The organism is Gordonia lacunae (assembly GCF_002149015.1).
Lineage (GTDB): Bacteria > Actinomycetota > Actinomycetes > Mycobacteriales > Mycobacteriaceae > Gordonia > Gordonia lacunae.
This window is the reverse complement of sequence record NZ_NGFO01000032.1, coordinates 24087-41332: the sequence shown is the minus strand read 5'-3', so window position 1 is coordinate 41332 and position 17246 is coordinate 24087. Positions and strand designations below refer to the sequence as shown.

Below are 17246 nucleotides of genomic sequence, written 5' to 3'. Positions count from 1 at the left end.
GTCTACCCCGCAACCGAACCCGGGTTGACCGGGAGTGGGCGTACAGCGGGCCGGATCGACCGGTACGCGCGCAGCACGGGCAGCAGTTCCGACGGTGCGGCGCCGTGCATGATGACCGAGTCGACACCGAGATCGAACTGTCGGGCCACGGCCGCTGCGCAGCGCTCGGCGTCACCCACCGCGCTGTCGGCGACCCAGGACGACGGGATGACCTCGGCGAGGCGGGCGAGTTCGTCGGCGGTTGCGGTCGCGTCGATCGGACCGCGGGCATCGGCGAAAGCCGAACTCGCCCTGATCCTGTCGAGGTCGTCCTGGTGCCATGCGTTGGCGCGCATCAGGACATCCGGATATCCCTGGAGGTAGGTCGCGAGGCGGCCGTACAGGCGCCGCAGGCGATCATCCTCGTCGAGTTGGTCGGGCACGGTGGCCAACACGGACCAGATGCGCACCGAGGCCGGATCCCGGCCGGCGTCGTCGGCCGCCGCCCGCACCGTGTCGACCGCGGCCGAGGTCGCCGCGTCGGAGAAAAAGGTGTGCAGGACCACGCCGTCGGCGATCCGACCGGCGAGACGCAAGGTGTTCGGCGACATGGTCACGAGCAGGATGGGGACCGGTGGTACGGGCACGCCGAGATTGAGGTAGTCGAAGGTGCCGAGTGGCCCGTCGTGCCCCAGGATCATCTCGCCGCGCCACAGGGTGCGCAGCACCGAAGCGGCGTCGGAGAGTTGGGCACTCGTGACATCGGGAACGCCGAGAACCTGCCACTGCGCGGCGAATCCGCGGCCGAGGCCGAGTGCGAACCGCCCACCTGTCATCGTCGACAGTGTGGCGCCCATGGACGCGGTGATGATGGGATGACGCGTGTTGTGATTGGTCGCGGCGGTGGCGATGCCCATGCGGCGGCTCGCTGCCGCCAGACCGCCCGCGAGCACGGCGGCGTCCTTCACGTTGAAGCGTTCGGAGACGAAAGCGGCGCCGAAACCCTCGCGGTCGGCGAGTCGCGCCTCGTCGGCGAGCTCGGCCGGATCGACCGGATGGCGGGAGAGGGCGTAGTAACCGATCTCCGGAAGTGTCTGCTGTGTGGTCGAATCCGGGAGCGGTGCGGTGGTCGCGGTCGGCGTCATGCTTGTGCGGCGACCGCTTGCCGGTACACGCGGGTCCGGGGCTCGCGCACCCAGAGGCGGCCCGATCCGGGCGTGGCCCCCTCGGCTTTGAGGGTGCGTTTGAGGATCTTGTTCGTCGCGGTCGTCGGGAGGTCGTCCTCGAGCCGCACATAGGTCGGCCAGGCCTTCGGTGACAGGTCAGGTTGCGCGGCAAGCTGTTCGGCGAAGGACTCCGGCGTGAGCTCGACGCCGTCCTGTAGTACCACGGCAGCCATCACCGCGTCGCCGACATGGTCGTCCGGAACGGCGTAGACGGCAACGCGATTGATCTCCGGAACGCGGAGCAGTACGCGTTCGATCGGTCCGGCGGCGAGGTTCTCCCCGTCGACGCGCATCCAGTCACCCGTCCGTCCGGCCAGGTAGATCCAGTCGTCGGCGTCCTTGTAGGCCAGATCGCCCGACCAGTACATCCCGTTGCGGAGCCGCTCGTTCGTGGCATCGGAGTCGTTGTAGTAACCCATGAACATGCCGCCACCCTCGATGTTCACCAGCTCGCCGATCGCGTCGTCGGCATTGAGAAGCGCACCGTTGTCGTCGAACTCGGCGCGCGGGCACTCGGTCAGCGTCGAGGAGTTGTACACGGCGACGTTCGGGAAACCCCGGCCGATCGACCCGTGCGGGGTGCCGGGCTCGCGGGTGATGATGATCGCGAGTTCCGTCGAGCCGAATCCGTCCCACACGGTGCAGCCGAAACGTCGGGAGAAGTCGTCGATGTCGCGGTCGGTGGCCTCGTTGCCGAACGCCACCCGGAGGGGGTTGTCGGCGTCGTCTGGCTTCTCCTCGGTCGCCAGGATGTAGGCGAGGGGCTTGCCGACGTAGTTCATGTACGTCGCGTTGTAGCGGCGGATGTCGGCGAGGAAGGTCGACGCCGAGAACCTGGCCGGTGCGATCGCGGCACCGCCGCACAGTGCGACGCAGTAACCGCCCATGAGTGCGGCGCTGTGGAACAGGGGCATCGACAGGTAACACACGTCGCCGGGGCCGATGTCGTACTTGTCGGCCAGTACCGGGCCGGCGAACGGGATCATCAGATGTGCGAACTGGACGGGCTTGGGATTGCCGCTCGTCCCCGAGGTGAAGATGAGCATGAACGTGTCCATCGCCCCGGGCACCGAATGGGGAGTGAGTTCGCCTGCGCCCGAGAGCATGTCCACCCACTGCTGAGTGGAGGTGTCCAGCACCGTCACCCCGGGTAGCTCCAGGCCGTCGAGGAGGGGGCGATGCTCGGCGTCGGTGAGCAGGATCTGGCAGTCGGCGCGCACGATGTCGGCGGCGAGGCCCTCACCGCGGCGGGTGTTGTTGATCCCCGCCGTCACATACCCACCCAGTGCGCCGGCGGCCAGCGCGATGAGCATGTCCGGGGTGTTTCCGAGCAGGGCGCCCACATGCAGCGGGCGCTGGGTGTCGGCGACACCGAGGATCGCCGACGCCGCACGCTCGGCGTCGCGTATGTACTCGCGCCATGTCCACTGCCGGCCCTCGTAGGTGATCGCGAGGTTGTCGTCGTCGGCACGTGCCTGCAGGAGCTGGGTGACTGTCTCGGCCATGCGGCAAATCTAGAACGTGTTCACCCCACGTGTGTACAGATTTGCAGAATTGTCTACTCGGTGCGGTCGGGGCTGCTGACCCCGGGCACGGAAGAGCGGATCCGGGTTCGGTCGGTCAGGGCCGGGCCGTCACCGACTCGAGGCGACGGGCGTCCGGGGGTCAGCGCGTGAACGATCCGCTGCCCGGTACGACCGTGAAGGTCTGATCGCCCTTGCCGAGGATCGTCGTCGTGAACTCGATCGACCCGTTCCCGGTGGTGACGGCGACGCCGTCCGCCGGACGTCCGGCGGTGCACGCGGCGAAGACCTCGTCCCCGGATGAGCCGGTCGAGGTGTTCTTCCACGTGATCCCGACTCGTGCGTCCTTGAGGTTGGTGGCGCAGGCCTCGGTGGGAGTCGTGTTGAGCGAGATCAGTGTGACGCCCGGCTCGGTGGCGGAGGCCAGGATGCTCGCCACGAATCCGCCGGTGACGCCGTTGGAGCCGACGGTGACGCCGGCATTGGGGATCTGATCCACGCTGAGGGGTCGTTCCGCGGGGGCCGCCAAGGCGGTGCCTGCTCCCGCGCCGAACGCTCCCACTGCCGCAATCGCCCCGATTGTTGCCACAGTCCTGCGTCGCATCTGTCTCTCCCGTCACTTTGGACACGTACGGACCCAGAGTACGGGAGTGAGATTGGACTCTCCAACGTGAGATCGGCTGCACTCCGCTGATACAAGGGATTTCATGAGCGAGCCGCATGATCCACTGTCCGCATTCCACCTCGGCGACATCTCGGTGTCGGAGTCGGGCGTGAGTGCCTCGCAGCGACTGTGCACGCGCTTCGCCGATCATCGGGGACTGATCGAGCTGCCGGCTCTCGCCGTGCTGTTCGATCACTGCGGCGGTATCCCGTTCCATGGCGTCCACGACGACCCCGCCGCGGCGACCCTGCAGGCGCGCTTGACCATGTCGACCCACGGGCGCGCAGACATCGGAGACCTCCTCGCGGCACGCGCCGAGGTGGTCATGTACGACGACGCGTGGGGCTCGACATCGGTCGAGATCCGCACCGGAGCCGGGGACCTGTGCTGTGTCGGGACTGCGCGAAACGTCCGCGTCGGTCGTGCGCCGACCGGTGCCACGCCGGCGGCCGAGCTGGGCTTGCCGACACCACGGTGCGCCGACGCGGATGAATCCGTCCTGCCCGAGCCGATACCGGCTGTGCTGTCCGGGCGCGCCGTGGTCGACGAGATCGCGTCGAAGATGCGGGAACCCGGTCCGCTCACCGACATGCTCAACGGCCGCGTCGAGGTGATCGACGGTGCCTCCGACCGCGAGTCCGGTATCCGCTTCCGTAGCGCCACCGAACCCTGGATGGGCAACATGTTCGGCACCATGCACGGCGGCGTCATCGCCACCATCGCCGGTCAGGCGGCATCGTTCGCCGGGCATCTCCATGCCGGTGCCGGGCAGGAGTACTCCATCGGGGACATGGCGATCGGCTTCTACCGCTCACCTGCTGTCGACGGGAGCGAAGTGGTGGTCGAGGTGACGCCGATCAAGCTCGGCCGTCGTGTCTCGTCGTTCGAGGCGACGATGACCTCCTACGACGACGTTCTGCTGAGCCGGGCAACGGTCGACATCCACTACCGCTGACGACCCGCGGCCCGGGGCCGTATCTGCTGGCCGAGCAGCGCCGACCGAGCGAAGCGAGGCCGCCGCGTCCGTCGAGGTCACTTCTGGTGCTCGGGTCGCCAGGTGGCTTCGACTCGGCGCCTCGCTGCGGTCGGTGCCGGCTCAACCAGCGGTGGGGGTCGGTGAAGAGTTCGTCCACCTCAGCATGGTCGAAGGGCATATTGCCCTTTGATCATGCTGAGATGGACGAGTTTTCCGTATCGCTGTAGCAGCGGATGGTCTCGGGGCTTCGCCGATAGGTCGGGGCTCGTGGATCACGGGAAGCTGCGTCGAAGGTGCCGTCCGCCGGGCAGACTGCCGCCGCGGTGTGTTCCTGCTGGCTGACCGGTGTCGACCGAGCGGACCGAGGCCGCCGCGTCCGTCGAGGTCGCTTTCTGGTGTAGAGGTCGCCGGGTGGCTTCGACTCGGCGCCTCGCTGCGCTCGGTGCCGGCTCAACCAGCGGTGGGCCGTCGGCGACGAGCAGTCGGGTGCCGGCTCAACCAGCGGTGGGGGCGTCGAGCGACGAGCAGTCGGGTGCCGACTCAACCGGCGGCGGTACCTGCGAGGAAAACAATCAAGCGTGCTTGATTCTTCTGTGGACCTGTGTGAGGGTGATCGCATGTCTGATGGACAAGCGGCCGTGCTCGGCGTCGTCGCCGACCTCGAGGCCGAATCCGCGCAGCTCGACGCACTCGTCGCGGGTCTCGATGACGCGGGCTGGGCCACCCCGACACCCGCGCCGGGTTGGACCGTCGCCCACCAGATCGCACATCTGGCGTGGACCGATGAGGTCGCCGCGATCGCGGCCACCGATCCCGACCGGTTCGGCGAGCTGCTCGGCGAGGCGGCGAACAGTGTGGCGACCTACGTCGACGACGCGGCCGAGGCCGGCGCGGCCGCACCGGTCGGGGAGATCCTCGCCGGGTGGCGAGCCGTGCGCGAGCGTCTCGCCGATGCCCTTCGGGAGGTTCCGGCCGGCGTCAAGGTCCCGTGGTTCGGCCCGCCGATGTCCGCGGCATCCATGGCCACCGCGCGACTCATGGAGACCTGGGCGCACGGTCTCGACGTCGCGGACGGTCTCGGCGTCTCCCTTCCGCCCACCGACCGGATCCGCGGCGTCGCCCACATCGGCGTGCGCACGCGCGATTTCGCCTACCTGGTCAACGGTCGTACCCCGCCCACCGAACCGTTCCACTATGCGCTGACCGCGCCGTCGGGCGAACTGTGGACCTGGGGGCCGGCCGACGCGTCGAACAGCGTGCGTGGGTCGGCACTCGACTTCTGCCTCCTGGTGACCCAGCGACGCGCACTCGCCGACCTCGATCTCGACCTCACCGGCGCCGACGCGGCCGAATGGTCCGGCATCGCACAGTGTTTCGCAGGCCCGCCCGGTCCGGGTCGCCAACCTCGCCAGAACTGAGACGGCCCGAACCCGTCGATGCCCACCGGCGACACCGATCGCCGGCGGATCACCCGATCGCACGCAGTCCCGACAGGAGAACACGATGCCCATCGCCAGCCCGATCTGGGAGACACCGGAACGTCTCGAATTGCGTTCCACCGTGCGGCGATTCGTTGACAAGCACATCCTCCCGTTCCAGGACGACTGGGAGCGGGACGGGGCGATCCCGCGTGAACTGCACGTCGAGGCGGCCGCACTGGGCCTGTTCGGACTCGGGGTTCCCGAGGAGGTGGGCGGCTCCGGCGGCGATCTGATCGACAGCACGATCCTCGGCGAAGAACTGCACTACGCCGGCGCGGCCGGCGGCGTCTTCGCGTCGTTGTTCACCCACGGCATCGCCCTGCCGCACCTGATCGCGGCCGGTGACCCGGATCAGATCGATCGCTGGGTACGGCCCACACTGGCGGGCGAGAAGATCGGCAGCCTGGCGATCACCGAACCCGGCGGGGGCAGCGATGTCGGCCACCTGACGACCAAGGCCGAGCGCGACGGGGACCACTACGTCGTCAACGGATCCAAGACCTACATCACCTCCGCGGTCCGTGCCGACTTCGTCGTCGTCGCGGTTCGCACCGGGGGGCCGGGAGCCGGTGGCGTCTCGCTGCTGGTCGTCGAGAAGGACACGCCCGGATTCTCCGTCACCCGCAAGCTCGACAAGATGGGTTGGCGTAGTTCCGACACCGCCGAACTGTCCTTCGTCGACGCCTGGGTGCCGGTCACCAACCTCGTCGGACCCGAGAACTCCGGATTCGCGCAGATCGCCACCGCTTTCGTCACCGAACGGTCCGGTCTCGCGGTGCAGGCCTACGCCAGCGCACAACGGTGCCTCGACCTCACCCTGCAGTGGGCGCGCGATCGGGAGACGTTCGGCAAACCGATCATCGCCCGGCAATCGGTGCAGGACACACTGATCGAGATGGCCCGGCGCATCGACATCGCGCGGACCTACACGCGGGCCCTGGTGGAACGCAAGGTCACCTCCACCGACGATCTCATCGCCGAGGTGTGCTTCGCCAAGAACACCGCGGTCGAGGCCGGGGAATGGGTGGCCAACAAGGCCGTTCAGCTGCACGGGGGCCTCGGTTACATGACCGGCACCGAGGTCGAGCGGCAGTACCGCGACATGCGCATCATCGGAATCGGCGGCGGCACGACCGAGATCCTCAACGGACTGGCCGCCAAACGACTCGGCTATCAGGCCTGACCCGCCGCCGGGCACATCCGCCGACGAACCACATCGACGACTGAACAGGGAGTATCGAGATGACCGTGGACACCAATCCGTTCGTGGAGACCACCGAACGCGCCGAGTTGCGCGCGGCGGTCGCCGGGCTGGCCGCGAAGTACGGACAGGAATACTTCCGCGAATGCGCGCGCACCGGCCGCAAGACCGACGAGTTGTGGTCCGAAGCAGGCAAACTCGGCTTCATCGGGGTCAATCTCCCCGAGGAGTACGGCGGCGGCGGTGCGGGGATGTACGAGCTCGCGATCGTGATGGAGGAGATCGCCGCGTCGGGCACCGGACTGCTGATGCTCGTCGTCTCACCGGCCATCTGCGGCAACGTCATCGCCCGTTTCGGCACCGACGAGCAGAAGCAGCGCTGGTTGCCGGGTCTCGCTGACGGGTCCATCACGATGGCCTTCGGTATCACCGAACCCGACGCCGGTTCCAATTCGCACCAGATCACCACAACGGCCCGCCGGGACGGTTCGGACTGGCTGCTCACCGGCCAGAAGGTCTACATCTCCGGCGTCGACCAGGCGCAGGCGGTACTGATCGTCGCCCGCACCGAAGACGCCAAGACCGGCAATCTCAAACCGGCTCTCTTCATCGTGCCCACCGATTCAGAGAACTTCTCGTACACCATGATCGACATGGAACTGCAGAATCCCGAGAAGCAGTTCCAGCTCTTCCTCGATGATGTGCGGCTGCCGGCCGACGCGCTCGTCGGCTCGGAGGATGCCGCACTCAGTCAGCTGTTCGCGGGACTCAACCCGGAGCGGATCATGGCCGCGGCCTCCGCCGTCGGGATGGGCCGCTTCGCGCTCGACAAGGCGGTGTCGTACGTGAAGGAACGCACGGTGTGGAAGACGCCGATCGGTGCGCACCAGGCGATCGCGCATCCGCTCGCGCAGGGCAAGGTCGAGCTCGAGATGGCCAAGCTGATGATGCAGAAGGCCGCGACCCTGTATGACGCCGGCGACGACTGGGGTGCCGCGGAACCGGCCAACATGGCCAAGTACGCGGCCGCGGAGGCCTGCGTGAAGGTCGTCGACCAGGCCGTGCACTCCCTGGGCGGCAACGGTCTGACCACCGAGTACGGACTGGCGCCGATGCTGAGCCTCGCCCGGATCGCCCGGATCGCGCCGGTGAGCCGGGAGATGATCCTCAACTTCGTCGCGCAGACCAGCCTCGGGCTGCCGAAATCCTACTGAGGTCTGAGGTCTGATGACCGCGTCGTCGGCGAATATCCGTTCACCGCAGCAGGAACGCTCGCGACTGACCCGCGAGCGCCTGTTGCGGTCGACGGTCGACGCACTGGCCGCAGACGGTTGGGCGGCCGCCACCGTGGCCGCGGTCGCCGAACGTGCCGGGGTGTCCCGCGGTGCGGCGCAACATCACTTCCCGACGCGCGAAGCCCTGATCACCGCGGCACTCGAGCAGGTCTTCGAGGACATGACCCGCGCTGCCGTCGGCGATCCGCACGCATCGCCGGAGGCAGCCGACGAAGTGACCCCGGACCGGGTCATCCGGGCCGTCCAGCGGGCCGTCGACGTCTACACCGGCACCGAATTCAAGGCAGCACTCCAGGTCTGGGCCGCCGCCGCGTCCGACCCGGCACTACGCCGGCTCATCCTGCCACTCGAGGCGAAGTTCGCCCGCGCGGCCCATCAGCGGACGATGGCCGCGATGGGGGTGGCCCCGGACGACGAGACCGGTTACCGGCTGGTGCAGGCGACTCTGGACATGGCGCGCGGACTCGGCCTGGCGGACACGTTGTCCGATGACGCCGCCCGGCGCGCGCTGGTCGTCGACACCTGGTCGGCGCAGCTCGTCGCGGCGTTCGAGAGCGCGCCCGCGGATCGGCCGGGCACGGACTAAGAGCGTTCGGCGGGAGCGTGTTCGGGGCCGGCTGCATCGGACCGCCGACCGCGGGTGCCGGCCCAGTACACACCGAACGACATGAAGGCCATGCCGACGAAAACGACGACGAGTGAGAGCGTCATCGACAGATAGCCCTGGCCACCCGGATCGATGAACGGGTAGGGATACCAGTCCACGATCGGCCCGCGGATCAACGTGTAGACGCCGTACACGAACGGGATCGCGAGCCAGGTCAGCCACGCCCGCTCGGGGAGTCGCCGGGCGCGCACCGTGACCCAGTCCAGGAGCATCACCAGCGGGATGACGCGATGGAGCACGTCGTCGACCCAGGCGTAGGTGACATCGACGTCGATTCCCTGCAGCAGCAGTGCGTAGACGATCCCGGTGATGACCATGCAGGTGGTGGCCGCCCCGCGAAGCCACTCCCACCTCGGCGTGCCGGACGCGACAAGGCCGCCGGCAAGCAGGACGAGCGCGGCGAAGATGTTGCTCAGCACCGTGAAATAGCTGAAGAAGTTCGCGAGGGTGAAACCGGCGTCGCCGTAGCGGAGGACTGCCTGATACACCAGGGCGCTGACGCCCAGGGCGGCAAAGGCGACGCGGAGCAGACGTATCCACCAGGTTGCGGTCACATCGACGATTCAAGCACCTCGGCCCCGCGGTCACCGGAACCCCACCGGTCGACATGGGTGGTCGGTTCGCCCGAGGGAGACGGCACCTCGGGCGAACCGACCGGGTACTCACTCCGCGTGGATGATGACCCCGCGGATGTTCTTGCCGTCCCGCAGATCCTGGTACCCGTCGTTGACCTGGTCGAGGGTGTAGGTCTGCGTGACCAGTTCGTCGAGCTTGAGCTGCCCGGCGTCGTACAGGCGCAGCAGTTTGACGATGTCGTACTGCGGATTGGCCGAACCGAACAGGCTGCCCTTGATCGTCTTCTGGTTCAGGGTCAGGTCGGTTCCGGAGACCTGAACGGTCAGCTTCGTCGGATCGGCGAGACCGGTGATCACGACCGTCCCGCCCTTGCCCACGACGGCGGTCGCGTTCGCCACGACCTCCGCGTCGACCGTGCCGACGAGGATCAGGGCCTGGTCGGCGCCCTGGCCCCAGGTCAGCTCGTTGACCTTCTCCGCGGCCTCGGCGGCGTCGGCGAAGGCATGTGTCGCACCGAATTTCAGGGCCGTGTCGCGCTTGAGTGCGACCGGATCGACGACCACGACGTACTTGGCGCCCGCCGACACCGCACCCTGGACCGCGTTGATGCCCAGCCCGCCGATACCGTAGATCACCACCGTGTCGCCGGCGCGGACACCGCCGGCATACACCGACGTGCCCCAACCGGAGGGCACGCCGCAACCGACGAGTACCGCCTTGTCGAGCGGCAGCCACTCGTCGACCTTGACGACCGAGTGCTGCGAGATCGTCGCCCGCTCGGCGAAGGTGCCGAGCATGCACATGGCCCCGAAATCGTCACCGCCGCCGTGGAATCGGAATGTGCCGTCGGGCATCGATCCCTCCAGGATGGTGGCGCCCATGTCGCAGAGGTTCTGCCGGCCGGTGGAGCAGTAGCGGCAGGTGCCGCAGTTCGGGATGAAGCTGCAGACCACGTGGTCGCCGGGCTTGACCTTGGTGACACCCGGGCCGACCGCCTCGATGATCCCCGAACCCTCGTGGCCGCCCACGATGGGATAGCGGGGCGGGAGGTCGCCGTCGGTCAGGTGAAGATCGGAATGGCACAGGCCGGCCGCGGTGTACTTGATCAGCACCTCGCCTTCGCGGGGCTCGTCGAGGTCGAGTTCGACGATCTCGAACGGCTTTCCGGGTCCGGTGAGGACGGCGGCCTTGGTGGTGAGAGACATGTTGTCGTGCTCCTTACGTGTACGGGGGGGCGGAGATGGGGTCAGAGCGAGATGTTGACGGCCTTGGTCTGGGTGTAGAGCTCGATGGCCGACGAGCCGAGTTCGCGTCCCCAGCCCGACTGCTTGTAACCGCCGAAGGGCATCGCGGTGTCGAAGCCGTTGTACTGGTTCACCCAGACCGAGCCGGCCTTGATCTGTCGGGCGGTCCGATGCGCCTTGGACAGATCCGTGGTCCAGATGCCTGCTGCGAGACCGTAGATGGAGTCGTTGGCCGCGGCCGCGACACCGGTGTCCGCATCGAACGGCATGGCGGCGACGACGGGACCGAAGATCTCCTCCTGCACGATCGAGAAGCTCGGCTCGACGTCGACGAAGACGGTCGGTTCGATGAAGAATCCCTCGTCGCCCCAACGCTTTCCGCCCGTCAGCGCCCGTGCGCCGTCGGCGAGGCCCGCCGACAGATATCCCGAGACGCGATCGAACTGTTCCTGGCTGACCAGCGGTCCGAGTTCGGTCGACGGGTCGAGGCCGGGTCCGATCTTGGCCTGCGAGGCCGCCTCGGCGACGGCCGCGGTGAAGTCGTCGAAGATCGGCCGCTCGACGAAGAGCCGGGTCCCGGCGACACAGCACTGGCCGTGGTTGAACATCCAGGCGGCCACCGACCCGGCCACCGCCTTCTCGAAGTCCGCGTCGGCGAACACGATGTTGGGGCTCTTCCCGCCGAGCTCCAGCGACACCTTCTTGAGATTGCCCTTCGCGGCGTCGACGATCTTCTTGCCGACCTCGGTCGAACCGGTGAAGGCGATCTTGTCGACGTCGTCGTGCGCGGCGAGCGCGGCTCCGGCCTCGCCGTAACCGGTGACGATGTTGACCACACCCGGCGGGAAGCCGGCCTCGTGGAACACCTCGCCGAGGAGCAGGGCCGTCAGTGGGGTCTGCTCGGCCGGCTTGAGGATGACGGTGTTGCCGGCCGCCAGCGCCGGTGCCAGCTTGAACGAGGCCATCAGGAGCGGGAAGTTCCACGGCACGATCAGGCCGCAGACGCCGACCGGCTCGCGCAGGGTGTACGCGTGGAACTCGCCGCCGGGCACGAACGGCATCGAGACGTCGACCGTCGACCCGGTGATCTTGGTGGCGAGGCCCGCGTTGTAGCGGAAGATGTCGGCCGACCACTGGGTGTCGACCGCAGCGGCGATGGTGGCCGCCTTGCCGTTGTCGAGCGCCTCGAGCTGGCCGAACTCCTCGGCGCGCTCGGTGAGGATGTCGCCGACCCGCCAGAGCAGGCGTTCGCGCTCGTTGGGCTTCATCCGTGTCCACGGGCCGTCGTCGAATGCCTGGCGCGCGGCACGGACCGCCCGGTCGATGTCGGTCGCGTCGCCGTGGGCGACGGAGGTGATCGGACGTGCCGTGGCGGGATCGATGGTCTCGAAGGTGCGGCCCGAGGCCGACGACACCCATTCGCCGCCGATCAGCATGGGACGGTCGGCGGAGATGAAATCGCGCACCCGCTGATGCAGGGCGGTGTGGTGGGTGGTGTCGGGTGCGACGGCGGTCATGTGGCCTCCTGGTCGGGACGGGGTCGGCGGTGCTGTGGTCTGCGAAGTGATCTGGGTCATATGCGACCTGACTTATTTCTCTCACCGTTCCGAGGTGCCGCCGTGTCCAGAAACTGAACACCTGGGCTGTACAGGGGTCCCGACGAGTGGCTGCGCCCGCGTGGCTACCGTGGGACGCCGACGAGTCAGTCGGGTACCGAGTCGGGATCTCCGGAGGAGCAGAGTGAACGTGCGCCCAGCGGGCCGGGTCGGCGCCGCCCTACGTGGTCTCGGCCCGGTGAGCGGGGGTCCCTCGGTGCGGGAGGCGATCCGGGCGGGGACGGGTGCCGGAGTCGCGCTCGGACTCGTCGGCCTGGTGCTCGCCGCGTCGGGGGTGGACCTGCGGCTCGGGCTCTTCCTGATCGCGCCGTTCGGGGCGACCGCCGTGCTCGTCTTCGCCGCGCCGAACAGTCCGCTGGCCCAGCCGTGGCCCGCAACCGTCGGCAACGTGGTGTCGGCCGTCGTGGGTGTGGCGACGACCCTCGCCATCCCGCAGCCCGCGCTCCGGGTGGCGCTCGCGGTGGGCCTCTCGGTGGCTCTGATGATCGGTTGCCACGCTGTCCATCCGCCGGCCGGCGCGGTCGCCATGACAGCCGCGCTCAGTCCGGAGACGATCCACTCCCTGGGATTCCGGTTCGTCCTCGCGCCGGTACTCGCGGGCACGCTGCTGCTGGTCGTCCTCGCCGCCGGCTATGCACGGCTGACCGGGCGGCGCTATCCATATCGCCGGTTCGACGCCGCGCCCCCGCCGGCTGAGCGGCTCGGTCTCGACGAGGACGAACTGACCGGCATCCTCGACCGGTACGAGCAGTCGCTCAACCTCGGTGCCGCCGACCTCGCGCGCCTGATCGGGGCTGCCGAACTCCAGGCCGCCGGACACCGTGCGGGTCCGCTCGCCGCGACGGACGTGATGTCCCGCGTTCTGGTGACCGTGGGACCCGAGACGTCGCTACGGGACGTCGCAGCCCTGTTCGACGAGTATGGCTTCACATCGCTGCCGGTGATCTCGAGCGAGGGCACGTTCCTCGGGGTGGTGTTCCAGATCCATCTCGTGCGCCGACTCATGCGTACGGACGACGTCGAACTGCGCGCCGCGGACGTGATGTCGCCGGGCCCGGCGGTCGCGACCCCGACCACGCCGGTCGGGGCCCTGCTGCCGCTGCTCGCCGAAAGCGGTTGCGACGCGGTGCCGGTGCTCGACGGCGAGACCCTGGTCGGCATCGTCACCCGGACCGACCTCATCGCGACGCTCGCTCGGCAGACGCTGCAGGACCCGCTTCCGCCCAGCACGCTGCCTACCAGCACGGTGCCGGAGTGAGCGGTCGGCTCAGATGTCCAGTGCGCGCATCCGCGAATACAGCGTCGTCCGGCTGATGCCGAGATCCTTCGCGGCGTGCACCTTGTTGCCACGGGCCCGGTCGAGCGCCTCGACGATGGCCGTGCGCTCGGCCTGCTCCCGGCCGGACAGGTGCGCGGCCCGGCTGGTCGTCCGGTAGGCGGGTGGGAGGTCGATCGGCTCGACGACGCGTGCGGCGCGTGCCCGGCACGCCGCCGCCGCCTCCCGGAGCACGGAGTTGAGCTCGGTGAGATTGCCGGGCCAGTCGTCGCACAGCAGTGCATCCGTCGCCAGTCCGGACAGCGAGAGTTCCGGGTCGATGTCGGTCAGTGCGCTGCTCGCGATCGCCGCCAGCTCCGAGGCCCGATGACGCAGCGGGGGGAGATCGACCCGCGTGGCACACCTGGCCACGAGGGCGGCCACACCCGGGCTCGCCTGATCTCGAGGGCCGCCGACGATGATCAGCGGTGACTCCCGCGAGCTCGACACCGCCACGCGTCCGAGCAGTGCGACGGACTGGGCGTCGAGAAGGTCGACACCGTCGATGACCAGGGCGGTGTTCATCGATCGGGCGCGTCCGACATAACCCGGGATGTCGGGCCGGCGTCCGCTGATGATCTCGTCGGCCACGTCGACGAACACCGCCGACGGATCGGCCTCCGCGGCGAGCGCGGCCGCGTGGGTGCTGCGTCCGGTGCCCGGCTCCCCGGTGATCGCGACGCTCGTGCGGGACGGCGCCGTCGGCGGTGCGGACCGCGTCGCGGGCGGCTCGCTGACCGGCCGGAACCGGAACAGGGCGGCGCCGCAGGCGCCGGGCACGGGCTCGACCGCGATCTCCACCTCGGCGCCCGACACCAGGGTCAGCGGCAGCACCGTCGCGCGGAGCGCCGGATCCGTCGCGACGATCCGCAGGGCGCCGATGTCGGTGGGGGAGAGCAGTTCGGCGGCAAGGGCATTCGTGAGCTGGAGGTCGTCACCGATGGCCGCGACAGCCAGGTCGCGTCGCGGGGCGGCGCGCTGGAACGCGTCCAGGACGCATCGCTGGTGCGCGCGCGACCGGTCGAGCAGACGGTCGGCGATGTCGGCGACGATCCCGTTGACGACGGGGATCGCCAGCGGATTGATGCGATCGGCGATCTCGGACATGCAGATGATCCCGGCCAGCCTGCGGGTCGCGGGATGGATGATCGGCTGTCCGAAGCAGCTGATCGACTTGAACTGTTCGAGGTAGTGCTCGGAGCTGTTGACGACGATCCCGCCCCGGGTCTCCGCCGGGGTGCCGAGAGCCGTGGTCCCGACGACGTCCTCACCGAACGGCACACCCGGTGACGCGCCGATCGCATCGAGCCTGCGCTCCACGGTCGTGCCGAACGCGACCCGGGTGACCATCCGGCACTCGTGGTCGACCAGCAGCAGCGAGACATCGGTGTCGGCGAGACGGGCGGCGGCGTCGTCGAGGACCGGACGGGCGGCGTCGAGCAGCGGATCGGCGGCGGCGATGTCCTCGACCTGCGTCGGGGTGCGGTCCCCGGGCCGTACCCCCGACAGCATCGACCGGCGCCACGAGTGTTCGATGACGGCTCGGCGGGGCGCGGAATCGGAGGTGCGGTGCAGTGTGTCGATGTCACCAACGTGACACACATCACCGTCGAAGGAAAGGTCGGGTCCGAGCTCGGCGCTCTCCGTTGCCCGATCGGGGCGTACTACCGTGGTCGCATGCGCGTGGCGACCTGGAATGTGAACTCGGTGAAGCAGCGCATCCCGCGCCTGTTGCCGTGGCTGGACGAACGCCGGCCCGACGTCGTGTGCCTGCAGGAGACCAAACTCTCCGATGCCGCCTTCCACGAGTCGCTGGGCGCCGACCTCGCCGACCGCGGATACGAGATCGCGCACGCCGGACAGGGCCAGTGGAACGGTGTGGCGCTGCTGTCGCGGGTCGGCCTCGACGACGTCCGCGTCGGCTTCGACGGCATGCCCGGGTATCCCGATCCGTCCACCCTCGAGGCGCGGGCGGTGTCGGCGGTCTGCGGCGGTCTCCGTATCCACTCGCTGTACGTGCCCAACGGGCGGTCGCCGGACTCGGATCACTACGGATACAAGCTCGAGTGGCTGGCGGCGCTGGCCGGGGCGATCGACGACCCGGCCACGACGCTCCTGTGCGGCGACATGAACATCGCCCCCGCCGATGCCGACGTGTTCGACCCCGACGCGTACGCGGGGCACACACACGTCACACCGGCGGAACGGGCCGCTCTGGCGACCTTCGCATCGATGGGCCTGCGCGACGTCGTGCGCGACCGGTGGCCCGACGACCGCGTGTTCAGTTATTGGGATTACCGCGCCGGCATGTTCCACAAGGACCTCGGCATGCGGATCGACCTGATCCTGGCCGGCGCGTCGGCAGCCGAGCGGGTGGCGGCTGCCTGGATCGACCGGAAAGCACGTAAGGGCAGCAAGCCGAGCGACCACGCACCGGTCGTCGTCGACCTCGACGACGCTCCCGACGGCGACATCGGGCCGGTGGTCCCGCCGCCGTCGAACCCGGCGAAACCCGGTGCGGCCAAGGTGAAGCTGCCGCAGACACCGGAGTGAGCCCCCGCCCGGCACCTGCCCGGCTCCCACGGGGCCCGGTCATCGCGATCGCGCGGGCCTACGGCCGCGTGCTCGGCGCGGTGCTGTCCGTCGGACGACGCTGCGGAGCCGGGCGCCTGGGCGGCGCGCCCGCGGCCACGGCCGGCACCCTCGTCGCGGTGCATCTCGCGGCGGTGACGATGTGGTTCGGCCCGCCCGGTATCGGTGCGGCGCTCGGGGCGGGCCTGGCGACGTCGATCATCGTGCGGTGTCGGGTCCGGCACCGAGGGCTGACCGAGGCCGAGCGCCGCACCGCCGAGGAGGTGTTCGGAACAGCGCCATGGCTCGACGACGTCGTCCTCACCGATCTGGCCGGCCGCGGTGGACGGGCGTTCACGCTGCCCGCGGTCGACGGACGCATCCTCTGCAGTCTCGGCTCGGCCTTCGACGCGGCCCTCGGTGAGGGGGCCGGGGCGTACCCGGCGCCGGGACAGCTGTTGATCCACGAACTGGTCCATGCCTGGCAGATCACCACCGCCCGGTCGGCCGGGGAGTTCCTCGCCGACGCCCTTGCCGACCAGGCCCGGTACGAACTCGGTGAGGACGTCTACGGTCTGCGCGACGCCCGTGACACACACCACGCGCCGCGCCGGCGCGACGTGGAACGGCAGGCGACGATCGTCGACCGGTGGTTCGGCGGCCAGTCCTCGCCGACTCGCCTGCCTCGCGATCCCGACAGCCCGGCCATACCGGTGATCGACCAGCTCAGGGGTCTCGGCCGACGCTGCTGATCACGTTCCCCGCCGGTCCCTCGACGCGCGCGGTTTCGCGGTGTACAAGTGGGAGAGGTACGCCGAGCACGAGCGTCAGCCGGAGCCGAGCACGCACGACCCGTTCACCTGCTGGTTGCGCGGAGGATCCGTTTTTTGACCTGTGTAAACCCGATCGGTA

15 protein-coding genes are annotated in these 17246 nt (G+C 69.1%); 8 read left to right on the top strand and 7 right to left on the bottom strand.

The window, feature by feature from the left end; genetic code table 11:
- Window positions 1-2: 2 nt before the first annotated feature.
- The 3 genes from CA982_RS21730 to CA982_RS21720 form a co-directional block, all read right to left on the bottom strand.
- Entirely contained in the window at window positions 3-1124 is a 1122-nt protein-coding gene (locus tag CA982_RS21730; RefSeq protein WP_086537259.1) for a TIGR03857 family LLM class F420-dependent oxidoreductase, read from the bottom strand.
- Window positions 1121-2710 carry a fatty-acid--CoA ligase FadD1 gene (gene fadD1, locus CA982_RS21725; RefSeq protein ID WP_086537258.1) on the bottom strand — a complete coding sequence of 530 codons (1590 nt, stop codon included), beginning with the start codon at window positions 2708-2710 and terminating at the stop codon, window positions 1121-1123. Before fadD1 ends, CA982_RS21730 begins: the two co-directional genes overlap by 4 nt.
- Window positions 2711-2870: 160 nt before the next feature.
- Window positions 2871-3332, bottom strand: coding sequence for a hypothetical protein (locus CA982_RS21720; protein ID WP_086537257.1), 462 nt, complete (start codon window positions 3330-3332; stop codon window positions 2871-2873).
- Between the two features lie 103 nt (window positions 3333-3435).
- On the opposite strand from CA982_RS21720, the gene CA982_RS21715 reads away from it, so the two are divergent.
- The 5 genes from CA982_RS21715 (at window position 3436) to CA982_RS21695 (ending at window position 8931) form a co-directional block, all read left to right on the top strand.
- On the top strand, window positions 3436-4347 hold the full coding sequence (locus tag CA982_RS21715; RefSeq protein ID WP_086537256.1) for a PaaI family thioesterase: 912 nt from the start codon (window positions 3436-3438) through the stop codon (window positions 4345-4347).
- 638 nt (window positions 4348-4985) lie between these two features.
- The gene (locus CA982_RS21710) at window positions 4986-5786 is read left to right on the top strand and encodes a TIGR03084 family metal-binding protein (RefSeq protein WP_086537281.1); all 801 of its coding nucleotides are present in this window, start codon (window positions 4986-4988) and stop codon (window positions 5784-5786) included.
- A gap of 85 nt (window positions 5787-5871) precedes the next feature.
- Entirely contained in the window at window positions 5872-7032 is a 1161-nt protein-coding gene (locus tag CA982_RS21705) for an acyl-CoA dehydrogenase family protein (RefSeq protein ID WP_086537255.1), read from the top strand.
- A 59-nt stretch (window positions 7033-7091) separates the two neighbouring features.
- Window positions 7092-8264 (top strand): acyl-CoA dehydrogenase family protein, encoded by a 1173-nt coding sequence (locus CA982_RS21700; protein ID WP_004020605.1) that lies wholly within the window; start codon window positions 7092-7094, stop codon window positions 8262-8264.
- Between the two features lie 13 nt (window positions 8265-8277).
- A complete protein-coding gene (locus tag CA982_RS21695; protein ID WP_086537254.1) occupies window positions 8278-8931 on the top strand; it encodes a TetR/AcrR family transcriptional regulator in 654 nt (217 codons plus the stop codon).
- Here the strand turns inward: CA982_RS21695 and CA982_RS21690 are convergent.
- The 3 genes from CA982_RS21690 to CA982_RS21680 form a co-directional block, all read right to left on the bottom strand.
- Complete coding sequence (locus tag CA982_RS21690; protein WP_086537253.1) at window positions 8928-9566, bottom strand: Pr6Pr family membrane protein; 639 nt, start codon at window positions 9564-9566, stop codon at window positions 8928-8930. The genes CA982_RS21695 and CA982_RS21690 overlap by 4 nt on opposite strands.
- A gap of 108 nt (window positions 9567-9674) precedes the next feature.
- A complete protein-coding gene (locus tag CA982_RS21685; RefSeq protein ID WP_064571951.1) occupies window positions 9675-10793 on the bottom strand; it encodes an NDMA-dependent alcohol dehydrogenase in 1119 nt (372 codons plus the stop codon).
- 41 nt (window positions 10794-10834) lie between these two features.
- Complete coding sequence (locus CA982_RS21680) at window positions 10835-12349, bottom strand: aldehyde dehydrogenase family protein (protein WP_086537252.1); 1515 nt, start codon at window positions 12347-12349, stop codon at window positions 10835-10837.
- Window positions 12350-12572: 223 nt separating this feature from the next.
- On the opposite strand from CA982_RS21680, the gene CA982_RS21675 reads away from it, so the two are divergent.
- Entirely contained in the window at window positions 12573-13706 is a 1134-nt protein-coding gene (locus tag CA982_RS21675) for an HPP family protein (protein ID WP_086537251.1), read from the top strand.
- Between the two features lie 9 nt (window positions 13707-13715).
- Here CA982_RS21675 and CA982_RS21670 read toward each other — a convergent pair whose 3' ends face one another.
- Window positions 13716-15365, bottom strand: a complete 1650-nt coding sequence (locus CA982_RS21670) for a sigma-54-dependent Fis family transcriptional regulator (RefSeq protein WP_086537250.1) — start codon at window positions 15363-15365, stop codon at window positions 13716-13718.
- A 75-nt stretch (window positions 15366-15440) separates the two neighbouring features.
- On the opposite strand from CA982_RS21670, the gene CA982_RS21665 reads away from it, so the two are divergent.
- Both CA982_RS21665 and CA982_RS21660 read left to right on the top strand, forming a co-directional pair.
- Window positions 15441-16316, top strand: a complete 876-nt coding sequence (locus CA982_RS21665; protein WP_086537280.1) for an exodeoxyribonuclease III — start codon at window positions 15441-15443, stop codon at window positions 16314-16316.
- A complete protein-coding gene (locus CA982_RS21660; protein WP_086537249.1) occupies window positions 16313-17086 on the top strand; it encodes a hypothetical protein in 774 nt (257 codons plus the stop codon). Before CA982_RS21665 ends, CA982_RS21660 begins: the two co-directional genes overlap by 4 nt.
- The last annotated feature ends 160 nt before the right edge of the window (window positions 17087-17246 follow it).

Excerpts from the sequence above, each read along its gene's own strand:
- CA982_RS21680 (WP_086537252.1), bottom strand. The coding sequence starts at position 12,349 with ATGACCGCCGTCGCACCCGACACCACCCACCACACCGCCCTGCATCAG.
- fadD1 (WP_086537258.1), bottom strand. The coding sequence starts at position 2,710 with ATGGCCGAGACAGTCACCCAGCTCCTGCAGGCACGTGCCGACGACGAC.
- CA982_RS21715 (WP_086537256.1), top strand. The coding sequence starts at position 3,436 with ATGAGCGAGCCGCATGATCCACTGTCCGCATTCCACCTCGGCGACATC.
- CA982_RS21730 (WP_086537259.1), bottom strand. The coding sequence starts at position 1,124 with ATGACGCCGACCGCGACCACCGCACCGCTCCCGGATTCGACCACACAG.
- CA982_RS21665 (WP_086537280.1), top strand. The coding sequence starts at position 15,441 with ATGCGCGTGGCGACCTGGAATGTGAACTCGGTGAAGCAGCGCATCCCG.
- CA982_RS21685 (WP_064571951.1), bottom strand. The coding sequence starts at position 10,793 with ATGTCTCTCACCACCAAGGCCGCCGTCCTCACCGGACCCGGAAAGCCG.
- CA982_RS21720 (WP_086537257.1), bottom strand. The coding sequence starts at position 3,332 with ATGCGACGCAGGACTGTGGCAACAATCGGGGCGATTGCGGCAGTGGGA.
- CA982_RS21705 (WP_086537255.1), top strand. The coding sequence starts at position 5,872 with ATGCCCATCGCCAGCCCGATCTGGGAGACACCGGAACGTCTCGAATTG.
- CA982_RS21700 (WP_004020605.1), top strand. The coding sequence starts at position 7,092 with ATGACCGTGGACACCAATCCGTTCGTGGAGACCACCGAACGCGCCGAG.
- CA982_RS21710 (WP_086537281.1), top strand. The coding sequence starts at position 4,986 with ATGTCTGATGGACAAGCGGCCGTGCTCGGCGTCGTCGCCGACCTCGAG.
- CA982_RS21695 (WP_086537254.1), top strand. The coding sequence starts at position 8,278 with ATGACCGCGTCGTCGGCGAATATCCGTTCACCGCAGCAGGAACGCTCG.